The following is a 25,368-nucleotide window of genomic DNA, read 5'->3' on the forward strand; positions in this document are numbered from 1 at the left end:
GATGCGCGCAACCCGGTAACGCGGTCCAGTATATCCGCCGGGGTCAGGAAAGTGCGTCCACGCTTTCAGATATCCGCAGCGTGGAGCCGTTCCGGCTCTTGAGCACCTGCAGTTGGGTGCCAATCCGCTGTTTCATCTCGGCCACATGGCTGACCAGCCCCACCACGCGGCCGCCGTCGCGGAGGCCTTCGAGGGCGTCCATGACTTGTTCAAGGGACTGTTCATCCAGGCTGCCGAAGCCTTCGTCAACGAACAGGGTCTCAATTTCAACGCCGCCTGACTCCTGCTGGACCACATCCGCCAGGCCCAGGGCCAGCGACAGCGACGCCATAAAGGATTCGCCGCCGGACAGTGTGGATGTGTCGCGGCGGAAGCCCGTCCACTGGTCCACCACTTCAAGGCCCAATCCCGATTTGGCACCGCGGGCCGCCTTGGCATCGGTGTGCTGCAACAGGTAGCGGCCATCGCTCATGGCCACCAGGCGCTCCGATGCGGCGAGGGCGACCTGTTCCAGCCGCGCGGCCAGGACGTAGCTGTTCAGGCTCATCCGGTAGGTGTTCTCCCCCCTGCCCGCGGCCGCTTCGGCCAGCCCCGCGAGCATCTGTGCCCGTTCGGCCGGTTCCCGGGACGAGGACGCCAGGTCCTCATATTCCGCCGCTATCGAGGTAAGGGCCGCCAAGCACCGGCGGGCCAGTCCTGCGGCGAGATCAGCCTCCCGGGCGTCATGGTGCGCGGCAGCAGCTTGGCTGCGGAGTACCTCGAGCCGTTCATCGTCGGGTAGGGAGCCGTCTCCTGCTTCGGCCATGGCCAGCACCAGGTCCTCCGACTCGAACAGCCCGGCTACCCGGGCAGCTTCTTCCCCGGCCGTGCGGACCTCAGCTTCGAGTGCTGCCACTTCCGCAGCTCCCAGCAGTTGGCTGCGAACCTCGGCGGCAGAGGCGAAACCCGCCCCCGGCAGGGCAAGCTCGAGGTTCTCCTCCGCTTCGGCGGCCTGCGCCCTGGCGGTGTCCAGCCGTGATTGCGCTTCAACAGCTTTGTCCAGGACCGCCACGGCGTCTTCAAGGACCCGCAGCCGCCGGTTCAAGGTGCGGTGGTTTCCGCGCAGGCCGGCAAGGGCCCCGTCCAGTGCGGCAGCCTGTTCGGCGAGGTCGGCGAGCAGGACAGCGGTGTGGGACAGCTCAGCCTCCGCGTCTGACAGCGCGGAGCGGGCCTGTTCGATACCTGCATCGAGTGCCTCCAGCCGTTGCCGCTGTTCCTGGAGCTCTTCCGCGGCCTGTTCGGCGGCCTCTGCCGCAGCCAACGCCTCCTCGGCCCCTGTGCGGGCCTCGGCCACAGGGATGGTCCCGCCTTGTCCGGCGAGGACGGCCACCGTTTGCTCGGCTTCGGCGCGTTCGGCGCTGACAGCGCCGTGGGCTGCCTCGGCCGCTTCATAGGCGGCGTGGGCCTCTTCCTCGGCCTGGGCCAGCGACGGTCCTTCCGTGCCGGATCCCGCCGGCGCCGGATGTTCTCCGCTTCCACAGACCGGGCAGGGCTCACCGGCCACCAGTTTGGCGGCAAGCTCGGATGCGGCGTTGGCGAGCCGGACCTCCCGCAGGTCCAGCCACCGGCCTTTCGCCTCCAGCAGGCTTTCCCGTGAGTCGTCGTATCGGGCGTTCACGAGGTCCCGGCCCTTCATGGCCGTCCCGTACCGCCGGACGACGTCGAGAAGTTCCGTGGCAGCGGCCGCCTCCTTGCGGCGGAGCGCGGCGTCGGCGGCACGGGGCTCCAGCTGGCCCATGGTTCCGGCCAGCAGCTCCCGGTCCGCCAGCAACTGCGCAACCCGGCTTCCCAGCGTCTCCACGTCCAGCCTGAGTTCGTCCTGCCGGCCGGCCAGGCTGCGGTGGCGCCCATACAGCTCCTGCAGCCTCTGCTCATCCGGCAGCCGTGCTTCGACGACGGCCAGCAGCGACCGAAGCCGGGCCAGCTCCTGGGCGGCCCCCGGCACGATTTCCGCCGTATTGTGGCCTGCGGAGCCCTTGTGGGTTTGGACCGGCGGCACGGCGGCTTCATCCGCGCCCAAGTTGAGCTGGGCGAGTTCGGTACTGTCCGCGGCAGCCATCCTGAGGAGGGTCATGGCGGCCTCAGCGGCGCCCCCGGCGCTTTGCACTTTGCCGGCCGCCGCATCCACCGCGCGCAGCTGTCCCTGGAGGACTTCCGCCTCGCGGTGCCGGCCCAGCCGGGCAGCGAGTTCTTCCTGCCGTGCTGCCCCGTCCTTCACGGCCTGCTGCCGCACGGTGGCCGCTTGGAGTTTGCGGGCCCGCTCGTGCCGTGCGGTTTCCCGTTCCACGTCACTGCGGCGTTCCTGGCTGAGGGATGTCGCGCCCGCTGCGTGCTCCGTGAGCTCTGCCAGTCGCGCAGCAACAGCGGCCTGCAACCAGCCAAGCCTGCCGGCGGTATCCTCTGGCGCCGGTGCCCCGTCCTGCGGAAGCTGGAGCGGCGCGGCCTCGGCTTCGGCACGGGCCGCCAGCATACCCAGCTGGCCGACCAGGGCCGCAACGCCATCCCTGGCCGCGGCGGCCTGGCGGGACAGTTCCTGTTCCAGGGCTTCAAACCGCTGCGTCCCGAAGAGTTTCTGCAGCAGGTCAAGGCGGTCCGCAGCTTTGGACCTGAGGAACGCGGCGAATTCCCCCTGCGGCAGCATGATGACCCGGGTGAACTGTTCACGGTCCATGCCCAGCAAAGCCATGATCTCTGCTCCGGCCTCGTCATTGCGGGCAGATTTTTCCACCCAGGTTCCGCCGACGCGTTCACGGAGCAGGGTTTTGGCCTGCTGGGTGGTGAAACCGTTCCTGCCCCGTGCACTGGGCTTGTCCCATGCGGGCGAGCGGGTGACCTCGAAGCGGCGCCCCTGGGCGGAGAATTCGCAGGTTACGGCCGGCTCCTGGCCGGGCTCCGCATGGTCGCTGCGGAGCCGCTTGCCGTCCTGCCGGGCACCCGGAACGGATCCGTACAGGGCAAAACAGATGGCGTCGAGGACGCTGGTCTTGCCCGCACCGGTAGGCCCGTTCAGCAGGAACAGGCCGTGGGCGCTGAGCCGGTCGAAATCGACGTCTTCTGTTCCGGCGAACGGGCCGAAGCCTGAGATGCGCAGATGGTGGATCCTCACCGCGAGGCCTCCAGCAGGCGGACGTTCTCCAACGCGGCGGCGAGCGCCTCTTGTTCATCCTGGTCCGCGCTGCGCCCGCGCACGTGGTCCAGGAAGCCGCAGCACACGGCGAGGTCGTCCGGGGCATGGGCAAGCCTGCTGCTGTAGCTTGCCTGGTCCGGGTCGTTCCCGCCTTGCGGGTCGAAAGCCAGGACCAGGGTCTCAGGGAACCGCGCACGGAGCCGCTCCATCGCCCGCACGGGACGCTGGGCATCAGTGAGGGTGACCTGGCAGTAGGCGGTCTCGGCCCAGGCATGCCCGGGCTCATCAAGGAGCTCGGCCAGGGTGCCGCGCAGCACAGCGAGGGTTCGCGGGGCATCCCACTCGATCTCCTGCACCGAGGTGACTCCATCCGGCTCCAGGTCCACGAGCCAGGCACCTTTCCGCTGCGTGGACTCGGAAAAGGAATAGGCCAGCGGGGAGCCCGAATAGCGCACACGCTCAGACAGCGCCTGGCGTCCGTGGAGATGGCCGAGTGCGGTGTAGCCGAATCCGTCGAACAGGTCCAGGGGAACGGCACCCACGCCGCCGATGCTGAGGTCCCGCTCGCTGTCCGAGCTGATGCCGCCGCTGGCGAAGGTGTGGGCCAGGACCACCGAATGGACGGTGGCGGCGTTTGTACGCCGTGCGATGTCGGCCCGGATAAGGGCGGTGGCCGCCCGGGTCACCTCGAAGTGGCTTGCCGTTTCCACGCCCAGCTGGTCGGCAACGAGCCGGGGTTCAAGCCAGGGAATGCCGTACAGGGCCAGGACGGCGTCCCGGCCGGCGGCGTCCTGGCCGAGCGGCAGCAGCAGTGGATGGTCAAGCTCAGCCACCTTGGTGCGCAGGTGGACTCCCCCGCGTTCCAGCAGCCGTGAGGCGAAACCCAGCCGGATTGCGGAGTCGTGGTTGCCACTGGTGATCACCACCTTGGCTCCGGCGGAGGTGAGCCTGACCAAGGCGTCATCGAGCAAGTGGACCACGTCCACCCCTGGCAGTGCCCGGTCGTAGACATCGCCGGCAATCAGGACGACGTCGATGCGCTCCCGTTCCACCGTTGCCACCATCTGGTCGATGAAGGCCCGCTGGGCGTCCAGCATGCCAACGCCGTGGAAGGACCGGCCCAGGTGCCAGTCCGAGGTATGAAGTAACCGCATATAACTACGCTATCGGCAGCCACTGACAGTGGCGGAAACCGCCGCGGCCCGGACTGATCAGGATCGCTTGCCCTCGAAGAATTCCTGGGCCTCGCTGACGTTGCGTGCCTGCCCCTCCGGTGCGGCAGTGCGTGCCGCCGGGAGGTTCGGCTTCGCACCCGGAGCGTCGGCGTCATCGTCGATCCGGGACTGGACCGGCGAAGACCCGGCCCCGGCGTCCCCGCCACCTGCTTCCACACTCGCGTCGTCGTCGTGGTCGGCAGCGTCCGCCGCTGCGGCGCTGTGCGTGGCGTCAGCCGTGCCTGAAATCCGGAACACCAGGCCCGCGATGGCGGCGCCGGCCAGCGGGGCCACCAGGAATACCCACACCTGGCCCAGCGCCGCACCGGAGCTGAAAACGGCAGAGGCGAGGGCCCGGGCGGGGTTGAAAGGCAGGTTGCCGACGGACTGGCCCACCTGGAGCAGCGCCGCGAAGGACAGGCCCACGGCAACGGCGGCAACCGTCCGGCTGCTGCCCTCCACGCCGGCGTTATCGCGCAGGCCGCCGTTGTCCCGGCCGGCAGCGCCCAGGAAGATGGCCACGATGATTGCGGCTCCCAGCAATTCCAGCAGCACAACCGCGGCAAGGGGTGCCTGGATGATGGAATGGTCGCCGAAGCCGGCGGCCACCGTATCGAAGGCGGTCCGGCTGTCGGGAATGCCGGGCAGGGTACGCAGGATGCCGAACAAGGCAAGGGCACCCACCAAGGCGCCCACGAGCTGGGCGGCGGCGTACGCTGCGGCCGCCCCGGCCCGGATCCGGCCGGCCAGGAGATGGCCCAAGGTGATGGCCGGGTTGAAGTGGCCACCGGAGATATGCCCGAAAGCGAGCATGGCGGCCGTGATGGCGAGGCCGGCAGCCAGGGCCGCGGGTACCGGGCTGGACTGCGGAATGCTGAACAGCGGTACGCCCAGCCCTGCCACCGCCAGGAAGAGGCTGCCGAAAGCCTCGGCTGCCAGGCGGGGCAGCAGTGCCCGGCTGGCGGGATCAGTGCCGCCGGGCTGCAGTGCGTCGCGGGCTGGGACAGGGGTGCTCATGGCTGGACCTTTGCTCGTCGGGTGCTTTCTGGGGTTGCGGAGCCGCCCCGGCCGGCAGGGGCGGCGGGCAGCGCAGGCAACCCGAGCAGTATTCCAGCCCAGTCTGGGCGTTTGCTGGACACCTGCTGTCCGCAGCCGCTTCCCGGTTCCCCACCGCCGGACGCGCCCCCAACCGTTCGGTGTGCGTCCGGACGGTAAATTTGTCTCCATGAGCATCGACCACGGCACGCCCACTCCCCAGTCCCGGATCCACGGCTCCCTCTTGGGCGGGGCCCTGGGCGACGCGCTGGGCTACGCCGTGGAGTTCGATTCCATCGACGAGATCCGCCGGCGGTTCGGCGCCCACGGCCTGACAGGCTTTGAAGACCTCTCCGGCCCCTGCCATTTCTCCGACGACACGCAATTGACCCTCTACACCGTGGACGGCCTGGTGGAGGCGCTGGAGTGGGCCAACTCCGGTGTGGGCGCGGACGTGAATGCGTGTGTCTGGCTGGCCTACCTGCGCTGGCTGGCCACTCAGGGCATAGACGCCGGGCCGTCCGCACCGGCTCCCCAGCCGCGCTGGATCGACGGCAACGACGTGCTGCGGCAGCAGCGCCACCCGGAGCAGGACTGCATCAGCGGCCTGGCCACCGGTGAGATGGGAACGTCGGTGCGGCCCGTTAATCCGGACTCGAAAGGTGCCGGCACGGTGATGCGCTCGGCGCCGTTCGGGTTGATCCCGCACATCTCGCCCGAGGCGGCCTATAAGTTGAGTTCCGATGCCGCGTCACTGACCCACGGCCACCCGGCAGCACGCCAAAGTTCCGGTGTCTTCAGCCTCCTGATCCACCGCCTGGTCGCCGGAGAGGAGCTCCGGGAAGCCGCCGCCGCCGTGACCGCGCACGCGGCCACCATCCCGCACGTGGCACCGGAGCTGCCCCACCGGCTTGAAACGGCCCTGCGGCTCGCAGACACGGCAGTTCTTCCGCCCGAGGAACTGATCCAGGCACTGGGCGAGGGCTGGTTCGCGGAGGAGGCTCTCGCCGTCGCACTCTACGCCGTCCTCGCCACGCTTCCGCCCGGGGGCTCCCCGGTGCTGCCGGAACAGCACTTCCGGGACGCCATGGCCGTGGCGGTGAACCACAGCGGCGGCAGCGACACCGCCGGCTCCCTGGCGGGCAACATCCTGGGCGCCTGGTACGGCGAGGACTGCCTGCCCGCCCCATGGCTCGGCGCCTTGGAAGGCCCGGAGGTGGTCCGTGGGATGGCGGATCAGCTGGTGCGGGTCACGACCGGCGAAGGCTGATGTTGCTGCAGGCCTCGCAGACATCCTCGGGGATCACTCCGCGGCGCTGCAGGAAGCCGAAAATCGTGCAACCCAGGCAGAATCCGGCAAACGCTTCAAGCGATGCCGCGACTACCAGGATCCCCAGCAGCAACCACGCTGCCAGGCCCAGGCCGGACGCGAAGAGCAGCAGGGCGGCCGTGGAGACGGCCGCGCCGATGCCCTGGGCAAAGCGCTTTGGCGGCCCGGGAACGAGCTTCACCTTTCCCAGCCGCGGGGTGATGACCTTCACGGAGAGGACGGCCAACGGTGAGATCCGCGGGCCGAAGAGCAGCCGCAGCCAGAACCCGACGGCGATGGCCAGCAGGCCCCACACGGAACCAGTCACTGCCGTGACCACCGAGAGCAGTACCACCAGGGCGGCCGTGGTGCGGGCCGCGTACTCGTTGACCGGGTTGGGGAAAGCGAACAAGGAGCTCATCACGCAAGGCTAAGAGGGTAGCGCCCGGCGGCCAAGATTTGTTGCGCCCGATGAACCCGGGAGGATACCGCGAGGCCCCCTCAGGCGTTGAGGGCCGGCGCGAAGGCATCCGCTCCGGCGGGTTCGGTGCGGGCGTTCAAGCGGGCCCCGGGGACGGCTGCACTGCCCACCATCTGCAGGAACTCGCCCTCGGACAACACCTCGATGGCCTGCCCGCGGTCATGGAGCTCCAGGACACGCCGTGCCTTCCCGGTCAACCGTCCGGAGCGAAGGTCCGAGGCCACAAACCCATCCCCCACCACCAGGACGGTGGTGCGGCCGGTCACCCGGCTCTCGGTTCGGGCACCGTGGTGGGCCGAGCGGAGTTTGGCGTCCGGGCGGCCGATGGAAAGCTGCCCGGTGAATACGACGGTCTGGCCGTACAGCGGGTGGCCGGGCTCGGCGTCGGCGTTTGGTTCGGGATTGAGCCCTTCTTCGGGCCAACCGTACTGGAACCGCCGCACCAGCGCCGCGCCGTTGCCTGAGGCGCCGGACATGGCCGCCAGGCTGGGCTTCGACACTTCGCCGGTGGCGGGATCAAACGCCTGCTGGCGCGGCATGGCCAAACCCAGGGACAGGTACAGTTCGGCGATGCTGTTGGCACCGTTGCGGGCTGCAATGTCGATCAGGATGCCGGCGCAGGCCCGGGCATCCTCCGCAGCATCGTGGTGGTTCACCAGCGGCACGCCCGCTTCCTCTGCGGCAAAGGGAAGCGAATTGGAGACCAGCGAATAGCAACGGCGCGACAACATGACCGTGCAGACGTAGTCGTAGGCCGGGCCCGGCAGCCCTGACACTTCCAGCGCAGAGCGGATGACGCCCAGGTCGAAGGCTGCGTTGTGCGCGGCCAGTACGTCCTCGCCGATGAACGCCCCAATTTCAGGGAACAGCTCCCCGAACCGCGGCTGCACCGCAACGTCGGCAGGGGTGATTCCGTGGATCCGGACATTGTGGTGGTCAAAGTGGTCGTAGCCGGCCGGCGGCCGCATCAGCCAGGAGGCCTCGTCGACAATCTTGCCGCCCCGTACCTTTGTCAGGCCCACCGAGCAGGGGGAGCCCCGGAAGCCGTTGGCTGTTTCGAAGTCGATCGCCGTAAAGTCCAAACCCACGGCCCCCACCTTACCGCCGACGGCGGCCCCGGGCCGGGAGGGACAGGCCCGGGAGGCGCAGGCCGGTCAAGTACGCTTGAGGGGTGAACTTTCCTGTGATGAACCACCTCGCTGTGTCCATGCTGGGCGGCGCGGGTCCGGTGCAGCCGCCAATGGCCTCCTTCCTGCCCGACTGGCTGAACCCCCAGGTCTTCCTGGCCGATCCGGCGCTCGCCCCGTGGGTGGTCCTGCTGGTATGCGGCATCGTCTTCGCCGAGACCGGCCTGCTGGTGGGATTCTTCCTTCCCGGCGACTCCATGCTGTTCACTGCCGGCCTGCTGGTTGCCACGGGCACCATCAAGTTCAACATCTGGCTCCTGGCCCTGCTGATCGTGGTCTCCGCCATCATCGGCAACCAGGCGGGATACCTGATCGGTTCCAAAGCGGGCCCTCCCCTCTTCAACAAGCCCGACTCCAAACTCTTCAAGCGCGAGAACGTCGAGAGCGCGCACGCGTTCTTTGAAAAGCATGGCGGCAAGGCGCTTATCCTGGCACGTTTCGTTCCCATCATCCGGACCTTTGTCCCCGTGATCGTCGGCGTGGCGCAGATGAGCAAGCGCAAATTCTTCATCTACAACGTCATCGGTGCGGTGCTCTGGGGTGGCGGCGTGACACTGCTCGGGTTCCTGCTGGGCGACACCGTTCCGTGGGTCCGGGACAACCTGGACATCATCTTCATCGCCATCGTGCTGGTCTCCGTCGTGCCCATCGGCATTGAACTCCTGCGCGGCATGTCAGCCAGGCGCCAGGCGCAGGCCTACGGCACCGACGCCGTCGACGAATTTATCGAGGAGCACGGACCCGAAGCGGAGCAGAAGACTCCGCGCAAGCTCCCCGGCGGCCGGCAGGAATAGTCCGGCCCCACATCCGGAAAAAGGTGCGCACCCCGGCGGGATGCGCACCTTTTCTGTTGTGCGGCGTGCCGCTACCTTCAGCCCGTTGCTTCCAGGGCTGCCACGATGGCGGGCAGCAGGGCACGGAAGGCCTTGCCGCGGTGGCTGATGGCGTTCTTCTCGTCGGCGGAGAGCTCGGCGCAGCTCCGGTTCTCACCGGCCGGCTGCAGCACCGGATCGTAGCCGAAGCCGCCGGCACCCCGGGGTTCGCGCAGGAGGACGCCCTCCAGCTGGCCGTACTCCACCACCTCGCGGCCCGGCCCTGCGGTGCCGGCGGGCACTGCCAGGGCTGCCGCGCAGACGAACGCCGCGCCGCGATGCTCATCGGGAACGTCCGACAGCTGGTTCAGCAGCAGTTCAAGATTGGCGGCGTCGTCACCGTGCCGTCCCGCCCAGCGGGCGGAGAAGATGCCCGGCGCCCCGCCCATGACATCCACGGCAAGCCCGGAGTCGTCGGCGATGGCCACCAGGCCGGTGGCCCCGGCCACCGCCCGGGCCTTCAGCAGCGAATTCTCGGCAAAGGTCACCCCGGTTTCGACGACGTCCGGCGCACCTGCCGCCGCAGCGTCCACCACCTGGGTGTCGACGTCGAGCCCGGGCACCTGCCCGCGCAGCAGTTCACGGAGTTCGCGCAGTTTCCCGGCGTTGTGCGTGGCGAGCACGAGCTTGGGTGAGGGTGCACTCACAGGGCGTCCGCCAAGGTTTCGCGCTGGATGGCGGCCAGCTGCGTGGTGCCCAGCAGGGCCAGGTCCAGGAGCTGGTTCAGCTCCTCCCGGTCAAACGGGGCGCCTTCCGCGGTGCCCTGGACCTCGACGAATTTGCCGGAGCCGGTGACCACGACATTCATGTCTGTTTCGGCCCGGACGTCCTCCACGTACGGCAGGTCCAGCATGGGAACGCCGTCGATGATACCGACCGAGACGGCGGCAATGGTGTCGAGGAGTGGCTGGGCGTTCTTGGCGATGAGCTTGGTGTCGCGGGCGAACCGGATGGCGTCCGCCAGCGCCACATAGGCCCCGGTGATAGCGGCGGTGCGTGTGCCGCCGTCGGCCTGCAGCACGTCGCAGTCCAGCACGATGGTGTTTTCGCCCAGCGCCTCGGTGTCGATGATGGAGCGCAGCGAACGCCCGATCAGGCGCGAGATCTCGTGGGTGCGGCCGCCAATCTTGCCCTTGACCGATTCCCGGTCCGAGCGCGTATTGGTGGCACGGGGCAGCATGGCATACTCGGCCGTGACCCAGCCGCGGCCTTCGCCTTTGAGCCAGCGGGGAACGCCGGCAGTCAGGGAGGCCGTGCACAGCACCCGGGTGTTGCCGAACTCGATCAGTGCCGATCCCTCAGCCTGGTTGGACCATCCGCGGGTGATGCTGATGGGCCTGAGCTGGTCGGGGCCACGGCCGTCGGCGCGCACGATGGGCACTGCAGTTGCTTCAGATGTCATGCCTTTAGCTTATCGAGTGCGGCCCGCCGCTAGATCGCGTAGTGGACACCGGCCACTGCCACGGCCACGTCGCCGGGAAAAACCGGCCGGGCCTCGGCCATGACGGTCGTGGGCGATGTCCACACCGGAATGTGGGTCAGCAGGAGCCGGCGGGCCCCGGCCACGGCTGCGGTCTCCCCCGCCCGCTTTCCGGTCAGGTGCACGTCCTTGATGCCGTCGTCGCGGCCCTCTTCGAAGGCTGCCTCGCACAGAAACAGGTCCGCGTCCTTGGCGGCTTCCTCAAGTCCGGCGCAGGAGTCGGTGTCGCCGGAGTACGTGAGCGTCCGGGTGACGGGGACGCCGTCCTTGCCGGGTTCCACCACCTCCACCCGCAGGGCGTAGGCCTCCTCGATGGGGTGGTTGACGGCGAAGGGCGTGACGGTAAACGGCCCCACGGTCACGGGTTCACGTTCGGTCCAGTTGCTGAAATCGAATTCCTCGTGCATGCCGGGATCCGGGTCCAGGCCGTAGGCGGTGGCCATCCGGTTGGCCGTCGCGGCAGGGCCCCACACCGGGATGCGGCCGCGGCCCCAGCCGCCGGGCTTCCAGCGGATGGCGACGTGCAGGCCGCACAGGTCCATGCAGTGGTCCGGGTGCAGGTGGGTGAGGAAGATGGCGTCGATGTCCTCCAGGTCGGTGTACCGCTGGATGGCGCCCAGCGCACCGCTGCCGAGGTCCATCACCACCTTCCAGGTCCGCTCGCCGTCGGTGGCGGTCAGCAGGTAGCACGACGCCGGGGAGCCGGGCCCGGGGAAGGAGCCAGTGCACCCCACGATGGTCAGCTTCACGGGCGGGGTCCTCCGGCTCGGCCGGCGTCGGCGAGTCCGCCGCCCACGAAATTGGAGATCCGGGGGCGTCCGCGCGCGGCCTGGGCGGCGGCAATCATTTCCGGCGTGATGCGGGCTAGGCTGCCGGTGGGGTATTGCGCGGCGACGTGGTCCACGTGCCGGACGGAGAGGACCTCGGGGCCCAGGAACCTCCGGGCGAGCGCCTCGAACTGGCCGGCGTCGCCAGTGGCCACGAAGTGGTGCTCGGGCGGGGTGCCGGACGGGCGTTGCAGGTTGTGGGTGGCCAGCGCGCGGTAGACGTCCTTGGCTGTCTCCTCGGCGCTGGAAACCAAGGTGACGTCCGCGCCCATCACGTAGGAGATGACGCCGGTCAGCAGCGGGTAGTGCGTGCAGCCCAGGACCACCGTGTCCACCCCGGCGGCCTTGAGGGGCGCCAGGTATTCCTCTGCGACGGCCAAGAGCGCCGGCCCGGTGGTGATGCCGGCCTCGACATAGCTGACGAATTCGGGGCATGCCACGGACGTGATGTCCAGGTCCGGCGCGGCGGCGAAAGTGTCCTCGTACGCGCGCGAGCCCACCGTAGCGGAGGTGCCGATCACGCCGATTTTCCCGCTGCGGGTGGCGGCGACGGCGCGGCGCACGGCGGGCTGGATGACCTCGATGACGGGGATGCCGTATTTGGCGGTGTACCGCTCGCGGGCGTCCCGAAGGACCGCGGCCGACGCCGAGTTGCAGGCGATGGTGAGCAGCTTGACACCGGAGTCCACCAGTTCGTCCATCACGCCCAGGGCGTTGGCGCGCACCTCGGCGATGGGCAGCGGGCCGTACGGTCCGTGGGCGGTATCGCCGACGTAGAGGATCGATTCGTTGGGCAGCTGGTCAATGATGGAGCGGGCCACGGTGAGCCCGCCAACACCGGAGTCGAAGACGCCGATGGGCCGGGTTTCCGGTGCGGCGGCCGGGAGGTCGCCGTCGCCGGCAGGCTGCGCATCCAACGTCGGGTCCGTGCTCGAGGCTGTTGTCATGATTATTCGAGGATAGGTCTTCCCGGAAGGCTCAGCCATCATCTTGTGTCCAGCGACTCATGTCGAATGTGTCACAACCAACGGCCTCCCCCTGGCCGCCGCAGCTCACCGGCGGGTTTCCAGGGACTGCAGCATGGCCTGGACCACGGACTCTTGAAGCCACGTGGTGAAGTTGTAAACCAGGGCCAGGTAGCTTTCCACATCCTCGGCCTGGGACCAGTCCTGCATGCGGTGGACGTGTTCGGCGTCGGCCTCGTCGCGGATGTCCAGCCGCTCTGCCAGGACGAGCCGGACGTCATTGAGCGCCATGGACCAGTACTTTGCCCCCTCCGGCGTCAGGACGATCTCATCCTTGTCCAGGTCCAGCGCCGCCGCACGGAGCGCCCCGATTTTTGTTTCCCGCAGCGAGCGCTCGGTGAGCTGGCGGAACTCCAGGGACGCGGCGTCGTCGTTCTTCGAGATGTTGGGAAGGAGCCGCTTGACCGCGCGGTCCGTAGGTTCGGCAACGTCCATGTCCAGGCCAATGAGGGCAGCCAGCGGGTCCTGTCCGTCGCGTTCCTCCGGCTGGAGCATGGAGATGACGTCATCGATCAGGCTGCGCAGCAGGTCCCGTTCGGCAGGTTCCAGGAACCCGGTGATGCCCTTGAGGCCGTATTTGAATGCCTTAGCCACGCTTCCCCTTACCCTGGCCCGGACCGCCGGACTTCCCGGTTTTGCCGCCGTGGCCGCCGCTGGCCTTTTCCACCGTGGCCCACAACCCGAACCCGTGCATCGCCACCGCGTGGCGTTCCACCTGTTCCTTGCTGCCTGCGGCCACGATCGAGCGGCCCTTCTTGTGGACCTCCATCATGAGCTTGTTGGCTTTGGTCTCGGAGTAGCCGAAGTAGCTTTGGAAGACGTAGCTTACGTAGCTCATGAGATTGACGGGATCGTTCCAGATCACCAGGTTCCAGGGGATGTCCGGAGCGGTGAGGGAGTCGGTGGACTCCGCTGTGCCGGTCCGGACGCCCTCCCGTGTATCGGGGCCGGGCGCAACGCTTATGGTCATCTGTCCATTCTATGGGTGGGCCCACACCGGCGAGGGCCCACGGCGAAGCGAAGCGAGACGAGGGAGCCGGTGGGGACTAGAGTGACTTTCGTGAGCACCTCCGCCGGCTGGGACCATCCCCGCACGTCCTTTTACACCGACCATTACGAGCTGACCATGCTGCAGGCGTCCCTCCATTCGGGAGCGGCGCACCGCAAATCGGTGTTCGAGGCCTTCGCCCGGCGGCTGCCGGACGGCCGGCGCTACGGAATTGTGGCGGGTACCGGCCGCCTGCTGGAGGGCATCGCAAGCTTCCGGTTCGGCGAGGCTGAGCTGGACTTCCTGGAACGTACCAGGGTGGTCAACCGGGAAACCCTGGAGTACCTGGCCAACTACAGGTTCTCCGGGGACATCTGGGGCTACGCGGAGGGCGAAGCCTACTTCCCGAACTCCCCCATCCTGATCGTCGAGGCCTCCTTCGCCGAGGCGTGCATGCTCGAGACATACCTGCTCTCCGTCCTTAACCACGACAGCGCCATTGCCTCCGCAGCGTCCCGGATGGTCAGCGCGGCCGGCGGCCGGCCGTGCATCGAAATGGGTTCGCGCCGGACGCACGAGGAGGCTGCGGCGTCCGCCGCGCGGGCTGCCGTGATCGCCGGCTTTGACAGCACCTCCAACCTGGAAGCGGGCGCACGCTACGGCATCCGCACGGTGGGTACGGCCGCGCACTCGTTCACGCTGCTGCACGATAACGAGCGGGCGGCTTTCGAGGCCCAGATCGCGTCGCTGGGCGAAGGCACGTCCCTGTTGGTGGACACATACGACGTCGAGAAGGCAGTCCGCACGGCAGTGGACCTGGCAGGGCCACGGCTGGGCGCGGTCCGGCTGGACTCCGGCGACCTCGTCGCCCAGGCACAGTGGGTACGCCGGCTGCTCGACGACCTCGGTAACGAGCACACGAAGATCGTGGTCACGTCGGACCTTGATGAGTACGCCATCGCTGCGCTGCAGTCCGCGCCCGTTGATTCCTACGGCGTGGGGACCTCACTGGTCACCGGCTCCGGGGCTCCCACGGCCAGCATGGTCTACAAGCTGGTCAGCAGGACGGACGACGCCGGAAACTTCGTCTCCGTGGCCAAGGCGGCCAAGAACAAGGCCAGCGTGGGCGGCCGGAAGTATGCGTTGCGGAAACTGGACGAGCGCGGCACCGCCACGGCCGAGGTTGTGGGGGTGGGCCACCGGCCGGAGGATGACGGCAACGACCGGCCGCTGCTGCAGCAGTTCATGAAGAACGGCGAACTGCTACCGGGATGGACCGGGCACGAAGGCGTGGTCCGCGCACGGCAGCGGCACGCCGATTCCATGGCGGAGCTCCCCCCGGTGGTGAACCGCCTTCAGCGGGGCGAGCCCGCCATTCCCACGTTCTATGAAGACCACTGAGGAGGACGGATGTCCCGCGCACTGATCATCGTCGATGTCCAGAACGATTTCTGCGAGGGCGGCTCGCTCGCCGTGGACGGTGGTGCGGCCGTGGCCGGCGCCATCAGCGAGTACCTGGACGCCCACCACAACGAATTCGACTTCGTGGTGGCCACCCAGGACTGGCACATCGATCCGGGCAGCCATTTCTCCGACACGCCCGATTTTGTTGACAGCTGGCCCCGGCACTGCGTGGCCGGAACCCGTGGCGCCGAACTGCACCCGGACCTGGACACCGAGTACATCGACGCGTACTTCCGGAAGGGCCAGTTCGCGGCCGCGTATTCGGGTTTCGAGGGCCTGTTGGCTCCCGAGGACGCCGTTCCCACCGGGGAGCGCCAGGCCGGCGCAATGGCCGGATCCCTGGACGCGTCGGGAGTGGACGAGGACGCGATCGGGCTCGATGACTGGCTGCAGAGCCATGACGTCGAAGACGTGGTGGTGGTGGGCATCGCCACCGACTACTGCGTGAAGGCCACCTCGCTGGACGCGGTCCAGGCGGGCTACGGCGTCACCGTGGTGCGGTCCCTGACGGCAGGGATTGCCGCCGACCTCGAAGACGCCGTAGCCGAAATGGAACTCGGCGGCGTGGATATCGCCTGAGGCCTATTTACGGCCGATGAACCAGTCCTGGAGCTTCCGGAGCCTGGACTGCAGCTGTTCCTCGTTGGCCTGTGCCACCGGGGGGCCGCCGCACACGGTGCGCAGCTTGGTATGGACCACGCCGTGCGGGGTGCCCGTCCGGGCGGCCCACGCCGCCACGTTCTTGGCCAGCTCGTTGCGCAGGTCCATCAGCATCCGGTGGTCAGGGACGGCGGGAACCTGGCTTTCGGCGGTTGGGGCCTTCCGGTTCTTCCGGTTCAGTTGTTCGTGCTGGCGCTGGCGCAGGAGCGTCCCCACCTGCTCTGCGTCCAGCAGGCCCGGAATTCCCAGGAAGTCCATTTCGTCGTCGGACCCTACCTCGCCGCCGGTGCCGAACTCGCCGCCGTCAAAGAGGACCCGGTCGAAGGAGGCCTGCGAGTCAAGTGCCTCGAACTTGCCCTTGGTGAGGCTGTCGGAGGCCTTTTCTTCCCGGTTGGCCTCCTCGATCAGCGAGTCTTCGGGGTTGAAGAGTCCGTCGCCGTCCTCTTTTTCCGGCCGGTCCAGCGCGTGGTCGCGTTCCATTTCCATGGAGTTGGCCAGCGCCATCAGCTGCGGCACGGACGGCAGGAAGACCGACGCCGTTTCGCCCCTCTTGCGGGCACGCACGAAACGTCCCACGGCCTGGGCGAAGAACAACGGGGTGGAGGTGGACGTTGCGTAGACGCCCACGGAGAGCCGGGGCACGTCCACGCCTTCGGACACCATGCGGACCGCAACCATCCAGCGCTTCTCGCCGGCGGAGAATTCCTCGATCTTGCTGGAGGCCTTGGCATCGTCCGACAGGATGACGGTGGGCGATTCACCGGTGATCTTCTTCAGCTGCCCCGCGTAGGCACGCGCATCTTCATGGTCCGTGGCGATGACCAGGCCGCCGGCGTCCGGTACGGTGCGCCGGACTTCGCTGAGCCGCTTGTCCGCGCCGGCCAGAACAGCGGGGATCCACTCCCCCGCCGGATTCAGCGCGGTTCGCCAGGCGTGGCTGGTGATGTCCTTGGTGACGGCCGCCTCCCCGAGCGAGGCGGCCATCTCTTCGCCCGCGCTGGTGCGCCAGCGCATCTGGCCGGAGTAGGCCATGAACATCACCGGCCGGACCACGTGGTCGCGCAGGGCGTTGCCGTAACCGTAGGTGTAGTCCGCCTTGGAGCGGCGGATGCCTTCCCGGTCCTCCGCATACTCCACGAACGGGATGGGCGAGGTGTCCGAACGGAACGGGGTTCCGGTCAGGGACAGCCGCCGCACCGCCGGATCGAAGGCCTCGCGGAGGCCATCGCCCCAGGACAGGGCTTCGCCGCCGTGGTGGATCTCGTCGAGGATCACCAGCGTCCGGGCGGCCTCGGTCTTGGCGCGGTGCAGCAAGGGCTTGCTGGCCACCTGCGCATACGTAACCGCAACACCGATGAATCCGCGGCCGTGCTGGCCGTCGGAGTTCTTGAAGTTGGGATCGATGGCGATGCCCACCTTGGCGGCGGCGTCAGCCCACTGCCGCTTCAGGTGGTCGGTGGGCGCCACGATGGTCACCCGGTTCACGGCACCGGAATCGATCAGCGTCGAGGCAATCCGGAGCGCGAAGGTGGTCTTACCGGCGCCGGGGGTTGCCACCGCAAGGAAGTCGCGGGGACTTTTCGCCAGGTAGAGGTCGAGTGCTTCCTGCTGCCAGGCACGGAGTTTGGGCGCGGTTCCCCAGGCTGCACGTTCCGGATAAGCCGGAGGCAGGGTGGGGCCGCCAAAGAGCGTCTCCGTCACTACTTATTGTTGCCCGAGTCGCCCGGACCCTTCCCGCCGTCGTTGCCCGGCCGGAGGCCCTCATAGACTTCCTTGCACTCAGGGCACACCGGGAATTTCTGCGGGTCCCGGCCCGGCGTCCACACTTTGCCGCACAGCGCGATGACGGGCTCGCCCGTCAAAGCCGACTCCATGATCTTTTCCTTGCGCACATAGTGGGCAAAGCGCTCCCGGTCGCCCGGTTCCACCTCTTGGCGCAGTTCCTCGCGCTCGATGGTGGCCGTGGACGTTCCAGCCCCGGAAAGCTCACGCATCGGGTCGTTTTCGAGAGGGTCCGTCATGCTAGTCATGGCATCCATCTTAGCCTTTCCGGTGGCCGGGCGTTCGACGGCGGCACGCCCGCGCCGGGGTGCGGCAGGGGCCGCCGTCGTCGCGTTCAGGGACGCACGCGACGGCCGGTACATCGCCTACAAGCCTTGCCAGCCGGGCTTGTTCTCATAGGTGTGGCGATAGAAATCCGCGAGTTTCAGGGCGGATGCCGCGGCCTCGTCCAGCAGGACCGTGGCATGGGGGTGGAACTGCAGGATCGAGGCCGGGCAGATGGCCGCCACCGGGCCTTCCACGAAGTCGCGGACGGCTTTGGCCTTTTGCGCGCCGGTGGCGAGAAGGATCACATGCCGTGCTGCCATGATGGTGCCCAGGCCCTGGGTGAGTACGTGGTGCGGGACCTCGGCGAGGCTGTTGAAGAACCTGGCGTTGTCCCGGCGTGTCTGTTCGATCAGGCTTTTGATCCTGGTCCGTGAGGCAAAGGACGAGCCCGGTTCGTTGAAACCGATGTGGCCGTCGGTGCCCACGCCCAGCAGCTGCAGGTCCACACCACCGGCCGCGGCGATGGCTCGCTCATACGCGGCGCAGGCTGCCGGGATATCCTCGGCGGTTCCGTCCGGTCCGTGGACGTTTTCCGGCGCGATGTTCACCCGGTTGGTGAATTCCCGGCGGATCACCTCCCGGTAGGACTCAGCGTGCCCGGCGGGCAGGCCCACGTATTCGTCCAGCGCGAACCCGGAAGTCCTGCTGAAGTCCAGGCCCTGCTGGTGCCGGGCTGCGAGTTCGTCATAGACCGGCAGCGGTGAGGACCCGGTGGCGAGGCCAAGTACCGCATCGGGTTTGCGCCGGACCAGTTTCTCGATGGCGTCGGCCGCGAGCCTTCCGGATTGCCTGCCGGTGCCGAGGATGACGACTTCCATGCTCTTCCCTCCGGGGTTGTCAGCGGTTGACGGAAACCTGTGCCAGGAGTTCCGGGCCCCTGGCGTCAAGCCATTTGCCGCCCAGGCGGACACCGGCCGCGAAAAGGACCAGGCCCAGGAGGAGGCCGACGGCCAGGTTGATCCACCCGAACAAGGCGCTGCCCGTCACGGCCTGTGCCACCAGCAGGGCTGCCTCGGGGAGTACCAGGACCAGCAGGACCAGCATCCCCACAAACTGCACGGCGAGGGTCTGGCCGACGTTCCCGGGCGGCTTCTTGAACGGGCTGTCGCCGGGCAGCGGAACCGTGACTGTGTACCGGGCAGACACCACCGAAGACAAGCCAAGGCCGCTGAACAGGATCCCCAAACTAAGCCCCAGCTGGCCGGGCAACGCAGCCCAGTCGCGGGTCAGCGCCGCAGCCCCCACCGCGAACACCAGGACCACCGGCAGGGCGAAGGCAAGGCACGCGAGGGACCGGCCCAGCCGGTCCGCCACGCCGCGGACCCCGGTGGCCACGTGCAGGGCGAACGCGGTGTTGTCGTAGGACACGTCGGCGGAGATGGACCAGGCAAGGATGAACGCCGAGACCGGGGCAAGGAAGGCCACGCCCCCGTAGTGGCCTGTCTGCGCACCCTGGAACAGCATGATCACGGGAAGCAGAGGGATCACCACGAGCGAACCGGAATACCGCGGGTCCCGGAGCCAGTAGGTCAGTGACCTCGCCATCACGGCGCCTGCCGGGGTGGGCGGAAGGACCCCGAGCAGCCCAAGGCGGCCGCCTTTCCGTTTGCCGGCACCGGTGTACGGCGGCGTGACGAGGGCCCTTTCCAGCAGCAGCTTCCAGCACCAGGCCAGGCCGGCCAGGACCGCCACCGACACCAGCAGTTTCACGGCAGCCGCAGCCGGCCGGCCGGCAGCGACGTCACCGCCGAGCGCCCATGGCGCGCCCAGCGGGGTCCAGGACAGGGTCCCGGCGACATCCGGCAGGAACCCCGTGGAGGCCGACACCCCGCGGCCGACGGCCGCCACGATGGGACCGAGCAGCACCAGGGGAACCATGAAGGCGATGGCGCTGATGTCCTTGAACCGCCGGGACGCGGCGAGGCCCGCCGTGGCGGTGGTGACAACCTTTGCCAGCACGACGCACGTCATGACTCCCAGGCACGCGCCCACGAGGGCCGCCAGCGCGGGCAGGACACCGCGGGACCAGGTGGCTACCGTGGCCAGGGCGACCAGGGTGGTGGCAAGGCCCGGAATACCGATGAGGCCACCAAGGGCAAGGCCTGCCAGCAGCTGCCTCATGGGAATGGCGAAGGTCGTGAAGCGTGCCGGATCCAAGGTCATGTCCGTGGCGGAGGCCACCACCGGGATGACGCCCCAGCCGAGCACGGCGGCAGAACCGCCCAGCACCACGGCTGTGTGGGCGGTTCCGGTGCCGGCGTTCCGCAGCAGGACCAGGGCGATGACGAGCATGGCCACCAGGCCCAGCGCATAGATCCCCGCGATGGCCATACCCACCAGCTGCCAGGGGCTGCGGCGCAGTCCGTTTCGCAGCAGCGTGAGCTTGAGCCTCAGAAGGTGCGCAACCATTCGAGCCCTTCCGTGTGGCTGTGGCCGCCCACGAGCTGCACGAACCGGTCCTCCAGGGAAGCACCGGCACGGACCTCGTCAACCGTCCCCGCGGCCAGGACCCGGCCGCGGGCCACGACGGCCACGTGGTCGCACATGCGCTGCACCAGGTCCATCACATGGCTGGACACGATGACGGTGCCCCCGGAAGCGACGTACCGGTCCAGGATGGAGCGGATGTTAGCGGCGGAGACCGGGTCCACTGCTTCGAATGGTTCGTCCAGGACCAGGAGCCGCGGGGCATGGATCATGGCGGAGGCAAGGGCGATCTTCTTGGTCATGCCGGCGGAATAGTCCACCACCAACGTCCCGCCGTCCTGGGCCAGGTCCATTGCCGCGAGGAGATCCGCCACCCGGGCCGCCACCACGGCCTTGTCCATGCCGCGCAGCAACCCGGCGTAGGTAATGAGTTGTTCGCCGGTGAGCCGGTCGAAGAGGCGGACACCGTCGGGCAGGATTCCCATCAAGCGCTTTGCCTCCAGCGGATGCTGCCAGACATCCACCCCATGGACCACGGCGGTGCCAAAGTCAGGGCGCAACAGCCCCGTGGCCATGGACAAGGTTGTGGTTTTGCCCGCACCGTTGGGACCCACGATGCCAAAGAATGAGCCGGCCGGAACCTCCAGGCTGATGCCGTCCACCGCGATCTTTCCGCCGAACCTCTTGGCCAGCCCGCGGATGGACAGGGCCGGGATGGGCCCGGAATTCGACGCCTGGTCAGGGAGCGGAGCAGTCATGGTGCCAGCCTAGCCCGCGGAAGCGCGCTGTGCGGGGTGGGAGACTATCGTCATGGACATTGCGCTGGGCCTGCTGGTCATCGTTGCTGTGGTGTGCGCCGCCAGCGCCATCGGCCGCAGATTCAATATCCCCGTGCCGCTGCTGCTGGTCCTGGCCGGCGTGGCGGGCTCGTTTCTGCCTTTCATTCCCCCCGTTGAGCTGAATCCCGAACTGGTGCTGGTGGGCCTGCTGCCTCCACTGCTGTATGCGGCGGCGTTCCGGACATCACTGTTCGACTTCACATCGAACCGCCGGTCCATTGGCCTCCTGTCCGTGGGGTATGTCATCTTCGGCACCCTGGCCGTCGGGCTGGTGGTGTGGTTGCTGTTCCCGGAGATCCCGTTGGCCGCCGCCATTGCGCTGGGCGCGGTGGTGGCACCCCCGGACGCGGTGGCCGCCACCGCCATCGCCAGGAAGGTGGGCATGCCCCGGCGGATCGTCAACATCCTCGAAGGCGAATCGCTGCTCAACGACGCCACCGCGCTGGTCTGCCTCCGGGCCGCCGTCGCGGCCATCGCCGGCTCCGTCTCAGCCCTGGACGTGGCCGGAGGGTTCGTGCTGGCCGCCGGCGGCGGACTGGTGGTGGGCCTCGCCGCCGCGTACGTCCTCACCGAAATCCGGAAACGGATCAGCAACGTCGCCATCAACACCTCGGCGTCACTGATGGCTCCGTTCGTTGCGTTCCTCCCGGCCGAAGCCATCCACGCATCAGGGGTGCTCGCCGTCGTCGTCGCCGGCCTGGTCATGGGCACCAAAGCACCCTCGATGCCCAACGGTGCAGCCCGGCAAAGTGCCCGGAGCAACTGGGACACCGTGCAGTTCCTCCTGGAGAACGCGGTGTTCCTGCTGATCGGGTTGCAGGTCCGGACCATTGTCGACAGCGTCCAGGACGACTCCCTGGGTGCCGGCCGCGTGTGGCTCGGCTGCGCCGTGATCCTGCTGGCCGTCCTGGTGCTGCGCCCGGTCTGGGTCTTCCCCGCCACCTACCTGCCGCGCCTGATCCCCTCTGTACGGCGGGCGGACCCGGCGCCGCCCTGGCAATTTCCGGCCATCGTGTCCTGGGCGGGCATGCGCGGTGTGGTCACGCTGGCCGCCGTCCTGACGCTGCCCGATGACCTGGAGCACCGCAACGTGCTGGTCCTGGCCGCCATGGTGGTAGTGGCCGGCACCCTGGTGCTGCAGGGATTCACGCTGCCTGCCCTGGTCCGGGCCCTGGGCCTGCCCGGACCGGACAGGCGGGAGGATGCCTTGAACCAGGCCTCACTGATGCAGCTGGCCACCGCCGCGGGAATGGAACGCCTGGACCAGCTGCGGCGCGAGAGCGATCCCCCGGAGGTCATGGACATGTTGCGGCGCCGGACGCAGGAGCGGGGCCTGGCCGCCTGGGAACGCCTGGGCCGGCCGGGGGCGGAGTCCACCACGCCCAGCCAGCGCTACGCCCAGCTGCGGATGGCCATGCTGGAAGCCGAACGGGACAAGGTCCTGGAACTGCGCCGCGGCGGGGACTTCGCCCACGAAGTCCTCAGCGAGGTCCTCGAACGGCTGGACATCGAAGAGTCCATGCTGGACGCGTCCCTCAACGAGCTCGATTCCGCCACTGACGCCGGCGGCGGCGAGGGATTGGCCCAACCCGGGGGCGTTTGCGACCACCTGACGGCGGCCATGCTGTCCCCGGTCCCCGACAACCCTGCCTGTGCGGGTTGTGAACGGGAGGGGACCACACCGGTGCATCTGCGCATGTGCCTGGCATGCGGCCAGGTGGGCTGCTGCGACTCGTCCGCCGGACGGCACGCCAGCCGCCACTTCAAGGAAACCGGGCACCCCGTCATGCGGAGCATCGAACCCGGCGAACAGTGGCGCTGGTGCTATGTGGATGACCTGCTGGGCTGACCCCGTACCGGTGCGTTGCGCTTACCGGGCCCTGCGGATGCGGATAGGGCCCTTGGCTGACGCCGGATCCACGACGGCACCGCCTTGGGTGACCTCCACCTCTCCCGCTTCCACCAGCCGGCGGGCGGCCTGGCGCGCGGCCTCCATCAGTCCCCGCCAGTCGGCCCCGCCCACCGCGCGGGCGGCGTCGGACGGGCAGATGCTGGACGTCGCGGCGCGTGACGCCAGCAGCTCAAGGATGCCGGCTTCAAGCGCGCGGTCAGCGGAAGACAGGCTGTGGTCCGGCTGCCGGTTGTCCATGGGCTCAGGCGGCCGTCAGAAGGAACGCCGCGGCACGGCGCGCTCGTACTGCGGCGGCCACGTAATGTCGTAGCCGAGTTCGAAGGCCGCGCGCAGCCACCAGTGCGGGTCCCGGAGGGCCGCCCGGGCGATAAAGACCCCGTCTGCCTGTCCGGTGGCAATGGCATGCTCGGCCTGGCCAGGGGTGGTCAGGAGTCCCACCGCCCCCGTGGCCACGTGCGCCTCCTGCCGGATGGCTGCGGAGAATCCTGTCTGGTAGCCCAGGCCCGGTTTGATCTGCTGGTGCGCGACCGCCCCGCCGCTGGAGACGTCCACCAGGTCCACGCCACGGGCCGCGGCCTCTCGGGCCAACCGGACCGAAGCGGCCAGGTCCACCCCGCCGGGCGCCCAGTCGGTGGCCGAGATCCGGAGCAGCAAGGGCATGGAATCCGGAATGACGGCACGGACGGAGTCGATCACCGCCAGGGTCAGCCGGTTCCGGCCGGCTTCGTCACCGCCCCACTCGTCGTCGCGTTTGTTGATCAGCGGGCTCTGGAACTGGTGCAGAAGGTAGCCGTGCGCGGCGTGGATCTCTACGGTGTCAAAGCCAGCGTCCACGGCGCGGACCGCCGCGGCGGCGAAGTCGGAAATGACACCGCGGATGTGCTCCACGGTCATGGCCGCAGGGGCGGCGTACCCTTCGAAGGCGGTTTCGGAGGGGCCCAAGGTCTGCCAGCCGCCATCCGAGGCCGGGACACTGCCCTGCTTGCCGGAGAACGGCCAATACGTGGACGCCTTCCGTCCGGCGTGGGCCAACTGGACGCCGATCTTGGCATCGGCGGCGCCGTTCCGGTGGACGAACGAGGTGATCCGCTGCCAGGCTCCGGCCTGCTCGTCGTTGTACAGCCCGGCGTCGCGGGGGCTGATCCGGCCCTCGGCGTTCACGGCTGCCGCTTCGGTGAGGATCAGCGCCGCGCCGCCCGTCGCAAAAGCCCCCAGGTGCACCAGGTGCCAGTCGTTCGGAACCCCCGGGCCGTCGTCGGGATCGCAGCTGTACTGGCACATGGGCGATACCCAGCCCCGGTGCTGCAGCTGGAGCGACCTCAAGGCCAGGGGCTGGAACAGGGCAGGCACTAGAACAGCACTCGTGCGAGCGCCTGGCGCGCCTTGGCGACGCGCTCGTCTCCGGCGCCCACGACGTCGAACAGTTCCAGCAGCCGGACGCGGACTGTTTCCCGTTCCGGGCCGAAGTTCCTGCCGATGAACGCAACGAGGCGGTTCAGGGCATCGTCCACATGGCCGCCCGCCACGTCCAGGTCCGCCACCGCCAGCTGCGCATCAAGGTTATCCGGCTCGTTCGCCGCCCGGGCGCGGAGGGCCTCGCTGTCCTGGGCGGACAGCGGCTGCAGCCGGTCCATCAGTTCCACCTGTGCCAGCCCGGCTTTGGCCTCGTGGTCCGAGGGCATTTCCCGCAAGGCCTGGCGGTAAGCCTCCGCGGCGGCGGCGTAGTCGCCGGCTTCGATGGCATCGAAAGCTGCCTGGTGCAGCGGCGGAAGCGGCGCGGGTTCCTGCTCTCCCGCCGGACCGCCGTCGAGGCTTCCGGTCACACCGTTGGCGGCCGCCACCTTGAGGAGCTCGTCGAACAGGCTGCGCACCTGCTGTTCGTCAGCGGCGCCCTGGAAGAGCGGCACCGGCTGCCCCTTGAGGACGGCGACAGCGGTGGGGACGGCCTGCACCTGGAAGGCCTGGGCAAGCTGCGGGAAGGCTTCGATGTCCGCGGCGCCCAGGACCAGGCGGCCGCCGAAGGAGGCAACCACGCGTTCGAGGGTCTCCAGCATCCTGCCGGATTCCGGTGAGTAGGAAGCCCACAGGGCAAATACGACCGGAACCTGGGCGGAGAGTTCAACGAGTTGCTGGAAGTTCGCTTCGGTGACGTTGACCGTGAGCTCCGTTCCGCCTTCGGGCGCCTCCTGGCCGGGCGCCGGGCCCGAGCCGGCTGCCGGGCCCGAGCCAGCTGCCGGGCCGGACGGCGCAGCGGGAGCTGCGGGCCGCTTCAGCGAGGAAAGGTCGACGGCGCCGCGCAGGTTAAGCAGGCTGGCAGCGGCAGGAGGGACTGGACGGGAAGCTGGCGAACTCATGTTTCCCACTCTAGCCACT

24 protein-coding genes are annotated in these 25,368 nt (G+C 68.6%); 5 read left to right on the top strand and 19 right to left on the bottom strand.

The window, feature by feature from the left end; genetic code table 11:
- Positions 1–43: 43 nt before the first annotated feature.
- The 3 genes from AC4EEV_RS03180 to AC4EEV_RS03190 are packed head-to-tail and all read right to left on the bottom strand — an operon-like array spanning position 44 to position 5,397.
- The gene (locus AC4EEV_RS03180; protein ID WP_491330129.1) at positions 44–3,145 is read right to left on the bottom strand and encodes an AAA family ATPase; all 3,102 of its coding nucleotides are present in this window, start codon (positions 3,143–3,145) and stop codon (positions 44–46) included.
- A complete protein-coding gene (locus AC4EEV_RS03185) occupies positions 3,142–4,320 on the bottom strand; it encodes an exonuclease SbcCD subunit D (protein ID WP_109045041.1) in 1,179 nt (392 codons plus the stop codon). The genes AC4EEV_RS03180 and AC4EEV_RS03185 overlap by 4 nt, the downstream gene beginning before the upstream one ends.
- 57 nt (positions 4,321–4,377) lie before the next feature.
- On the bottom strand, positions 4,378–5,397 hold the full coding sequence (locus tag AC4EEV_RS03190; RefSeq protein WP_491330130.1) for an MIP/aquaporin family protein: 1,020 nt from the start codon (positions 5,395–5,397) through the stop codon (positions 4,378–4,380).
- Between the two features lie 208 nt (positions 5,398–5,605).
- Here AC4EEV_RS03190 and AC4EEV_RS03195 point away from each other — a divergent pair, with 208 nt between their 5' ends.
- Positions 5,606–6,685: an ADP-ribosylglycohydrolase family protein gene (locus tag AC4EEV_RS03195; RefSeq protein ID WP_491330131.1), complete on the top strand. Its 1,080-nt coding sequence runs from the start codon at positions 5,606–5,608 to the stop codon at positions 6,683–6,685.
- Here AC4EEV_RS03195 and AC4EEV_RS03200 read toward each other — a convergent pair.
- A complete protein-coding gene (locus tag AC4EEV_RS03200; RefSeq protein WP_026264232.1) occupies positions 6,666–7,145 on the bottom strand; it encodes a DUF4395 domain-containing protein in 480 nt (159 codons plus the stop codon). The genes AC4EEV_RS03195 and AC4EEV_RS03200 overlap by 20 nt on opposite strands.
- Before the next feature lie 80 nt (positions 7,146–7,225).
- Complete coding sequence (locus tag AC4EEV_RS03205; RefSeq protein WP_133830889.1) at positions 7,226–8,293, bottom strand: 3'-5' exonuclease; 1,068 nt, start codon at positions 8,291–8,293, stop codon at positions 7,226–7,228.
- A 98-nt stretch (positions 8,294–8,391) separates the two neighbouring features.
- Here AC4EEV_RS03205 and AC4EEV_RS03210 point away from each other — a divergent pair, with 98 nt between their 5' ends.
- The gene (locus tag AC4EEV_RS03210; RefSeq protein ID WP_491330840.1) at positions 8,392–9,186 is read left to right on the top strand and encodes a DedA family protein; all 795 of its coding nucleotides are present in this window, start codon (positions 8,392–8,394) and stop codon (positions 9,184–9,186) included.
- A gap of 77 nt (positions 9,187–9,263) precedes the next feature.
- On the opposite strand, the gene rdgB is transcribed toward AC4EEV_RS03210, so the two are convergent.
- The 6 genes from rdgB to clpS all read right to left on the bottom strand — a co-directional run bounded on the left by rdgB (position 9,264) and on the right by clpS (position 13,566).
- Complete coding sequence (gene rdgB / locus AC4EEV_RS03215; RefSeq protein ID WP_018760091.1) at positions 9,264–9,911, bottom strand: RdgB/HAM1 family non-canonical purine NTP pyrophosphatase; 648 nt, start codon at positions 9,909–9,911, stop codon at positions 9,264–9,266.
- Positions 9,908–10,666: a ribonuclease PH gene (gene rph / locus AC4EEV_RS03220; protein WP_491330132.1), complete on the bottom strand. Its 759-nt coding sequence runs from the start codon at positions 10,664–10,666 to the stop codon at positions 9,908–9,910. Before rph ends, rdgB begins: the two co-directional genes overlap by 4 nt.
- 29 nt (positions 10,667–10,695) lie before the next feature.
- The gene (locus tag AC4EEV_RS03225) at positions 10,696–11,493 is read right to left on the bottom strand and encodes an MBL fold metallo-hydrolase (RefSeq protein ID WP_018760093.1); all 798 of its coding nucleotides are present in this window, start codon (positions 11,491–11,493) and stop codon (positions 10,696–10,698) included.
- Positions 11,490–12,518, bottom strand: coding sequence for a glutamate racemase (murI, locus tag AC4EEV_RS03230; protein WP_442852920.1), 1,029 nt, complete (start codon positions 12,516–12,518; stop codon positions 11,490–11,492). Before murI ends, AC4EEV_RS03225 begins: the two co-directional genes overlap by 4 nt.
- Positions 12,519–12,623: 105 nt before the next feature.
- Positions 12,624–13,190: a DUF2017 domain-containing protein gene (locus AC4EEV_RS03235; protein ID WP_285243917.1), complete on the bottom strand. Its 567-nt coding sequence runs from the start codon at positions 13,188–13,190 to the stop codon at positions 12,624–12,626.
- Entirely contained in the window at positions 13,183–13,566 is a 384-nt protein-coding gene (gene clpS / locus AC4EEV_RS03240) for an ATP-dependent Clp protease adapter ClpS (protein WP_018760096.1), read from the bottom strand. Before clpS ends, AC4EEV_RS03235 begins: the two co-directional genes overlap by 8 nt.
- 90 nt (positions 13,567–13,656) lie before the next feature.
- Between clpS and AC4EEV_RS03245 the strand changes: the two genes are divergently transcribed.
- On the top strand, positions 13,657–14,985 hold the full coding sequence (locus tag AC4EEV_RS03245; protein WP_026264234.1) for a nicotinate phosphoribosyltransferase: 1,329 nt from the start codon (positions 13,657–13,659) through the stop codon (positions 14,983–14,985).
- 9 nt (positions 14,986–14,994) lie between these two features.
- Positions 14,995–15,627 (top strand): isochorismatase family protein, encoded by a 633-nt coding sequence (locus AC4EEV_RS03250; RefSeq protein ID WP_133830892.1) that lies wholly within the window; start codon positions 14,995–14,997, stop codon positions 15,625–15,627.
- Positions 15,628–15,630: 3 nt separating this feature from the next.
- Here the strand turns inward: AC4EEV_RS03250 and AC4EEV_RS03255 are convergent, their stop codons facing one another.
- The 5 genes from AC4EEV_RS03255 to AC4EEV_RS03275 all read right to left on the bottom strand — a co-directional run bounded on the left by AC4EEV_RS03255 (position 15,631) and on the right by AC4EEV_RS03275 (position 21,002).
- Positions 15,631–17,409 carry a DEAD/DEAH box helicase gene (locus tag AC4EEV_RS03255; protein WP_491330133.1) on the bottom strand — a complete coding sequence of 593 codons (1,779 nt, stop codon included), beginning with the start codon at positions 17,407–17,409 and terminating at the stop codon, positions 15,631–15,633.
- Positions 17,409–17,747, bottom strand: coding sequence for a DUF3039 domain-containing protein (locus tag AC4EEV_RS03260; protein WP_018760100.1), 339 nt, complete (start codon positions 17,745–17,747; stop codon positions 17,409–17,411). The genes AC4EEV_RS03255 and AC4EEV_RS03260 overlap by 1 nt, the downstream gene beginning before the upstream one ends.
- A 108-nt stretch (positions 17,748–17,855) precedes the next feature.
- Positions 17,856–18,635, bottom strand: coding sequence for a glucosamine-6-phosphate deaminase (nagB, locus tag AC4EEV_RS03265; RefSeq protein WP_491330134.1), 780 nt, complete (start codon positions 18,633–18,635; stop codon positions 17,856–17,858).
- 19 nt (positions 18,636–18,654) lie between these two features.
- The gene (locus tag AC4EEV_RS03270) at positions 18,655–20,226 is read right to left on the bottom strand and encodes a transporter (RefSeq protein ID WP_491330135.1); all 1,572 of its coding nucleotides are present in this window, start codon (positions 20,224–20,226) and stop codon (positions 18,655–18,657) included.
- Positions 20,208–21,002: an ABC transporter ATP-binding protein gene (locus tag AC4EEV_RS03275; RefSeq protein WP_491330136.1), complete on the bottom strand. Its 795-nt coding sequence runs from the start codon at positions 21,000–21,002 to the stop codon at positions 20,208–20,210. Before AC4EEV_RS03275 ends, AC4EEV_RS03270 begins: the two co-directional genes overlap by 19 nt.
- A 52-nt stretch (positions 21,003–21,054) precedes the next feature.
- Between AC4EEV_RS03275 and AC4EEV_RS03280 the strand changes: the two genes are divergently transcribed.
- Positions 21,055–22,932: a Na+/H+ antiporter gene (locus AC4EEV_RS03280; RefSeq protein ID WP_491330137.1), complete on the top strand. Its 1,878-nt coding sequence runs from the start codon at positions 21,055–21,057 to the stop codon at positions 22,930–22,932.
- 21 nt (positions 22,933–22,953) lie between these two features.
- Here the strand turns inward: AC4EEV_RS03280 and AC4EEV_RS03285 are convergent, their stop codons facing one another.
- Genes AC4EEV_RS03285 through AC4EEV_RS03295 form a run of 3 tightly spaced genes read right to left on the bottom strand, consistent with a single transcriptional unit; the run spans position 22,954 to position 25,349 of the window.
- Positions 22,954–23,232, bottom strand: a complete 279-nt coding sequence (locus AC4EEV_RS03285) for a DUF3253 domain-containing protein (RefSeq protein ID WP_018760105.1) — start codon at positions 23,230–23,232, stop codon at positions 22,954–22,956.
- Between the two features lie 15 nt (positions 23,233–23,247).
- A complete protein-coding gene (locus tag AC4EEV_RS03290; RefSeq protein WP_491330138.1) occupies positions 23,248–24,345 on the bottom strand; it encodes an NADH:flavin oxidoreductase/NADH oxidase in 1,098 nt (365 codons plus the stop codon).
- Positions 24,345–25,349 carry a co-chaperone YbbN gene (locus AC4EEV_RS03295; protein WP_491330139.1) on the bottom strand — a complete coding sequence of 335 codons (1,005 nt, stop codon included), beginning with the start codon at positions 25,347–25,349 and terminating at the stop codon, positions 24,345–24,347. Before AC4EEV_RS03295 ends, AC4EEV_RS03290 begins: the two co-directional genes overlap by 1 nt.
- Positions 25,350–25,368: the final 19 nt, after the last annotated feature.

Source organism: Pseudarthrobacter sp. MOO14 (genome assembly GCF_058267675.1).

Coding starts and splice junctions, on each gene's coding strand:
- AC4EEV_RS03185 (WP_109045041.1), bottom strand. CDS start 4,320: ATGCGGTTACTTCATACCTCGGACTGGCACCTGGGCCGGTCCTTCCAC.
- AC4EEV_RS03190 (WP_491330130.1), bottom strand. CDS start 5,397: ATGAGCACCCCTGTCCCAGCCCGCGACGCACTGCAGCCCGGCGGCACT.
- AC4EEV_RS03195 (WP_491330131.1), top strand. CDS start 5,606: ATGAGCATCGACCACGGCACGCCCACTCCCCAGTCCCGGATCCACGGC.
- AC4EEV_RS03200 (WP_026264232.1), bottom strand. CDS start 7,145: ATGAGCTCCTTGTTCGCTTTCCCCAACCCGGTCAACGAGTACGCGGCC.
- AC4EEV_RS03210 (WP_491330840.1), top strand. CDS start 8,392: ATGAACCACCTCGCTGTGTCCATGCTGGGCGGCGCGGGTCCGGTGCAG.
- rph (WP_491330132.1), bottom strand. CDS start 10,666: ATGACATCTGAAGCAACTGCAGTGCCCATCGTGCGCGCCGACGGCCGT.
- murI (WP_442852920.1), bottom strand. CDS start 12,518: ATGACAACAGCCTCGAGCACGGACCCGACGTTGGATGCGCAGCCTGCC.
- clpS (WP_018760096.1), bottom strand. CDS start 13,566: ATGACCATAAGCGTTGCGCCCGGCCCCGATACACGGGAGGGCGTCCGG.
- AC4EEV_RS03250 (WP_133830892.1), top strand. CDS start 14,995: ATGTCCCGCGCACTGATCATCGTCGATGTCCAGAACGATTTCTGCGAG.
- AC4EEV_RS03260 (WP_018760100.1), bottom strand. CDS start 17,747: ATGGATGCCATGACTAGCATGACGGACCCTCTCGAAAACGACCCGATG.
- nagB (WP_491330134.1), bottom strand. CDS start 18,635: ATGGAAGTCGTCATCCTCGGCACCGGCAGGCAATCCGGAAGGCTCGCG.
- AC4EEV_RS03270 (WP_491330135.1), bottom strand. CDS start 20,226: ATGGTTGCGCACCTTCTGAGGCTCAAGCTCACGCTGCTGCGAAACGGA.
- AC4EEV_RS03275 (WP_491330136.1), bottom strand. CDS start 21,002: ATGACTGCTCCGCTCCCTGACCAGGCGTCGAATTCCGGGCCCATCCCG.
- AC4EEV_RS03280 (WP_491330137.1), top strand. CDS start 21,055: ATGGACATTGCGCTGGGCCTGCTGGTCATCGTTGCTGTGGTGTGCGCC.
- AC4EEV_RS03285 (WP_018760105.1), bottom strand. CDS start 23,232: ATGGACAACCGGCAGCCGGACCACAGCCTGTCTTCCGCTGACCGCGCG.
- AC4EEV_RS03295 (WP_491330139.1), bottom strand. CDS start 25,349: ATGAGTTCGCCAGCTTCCCGTCCAGTCCCTCCTGCCGCTGCCAGCCTG.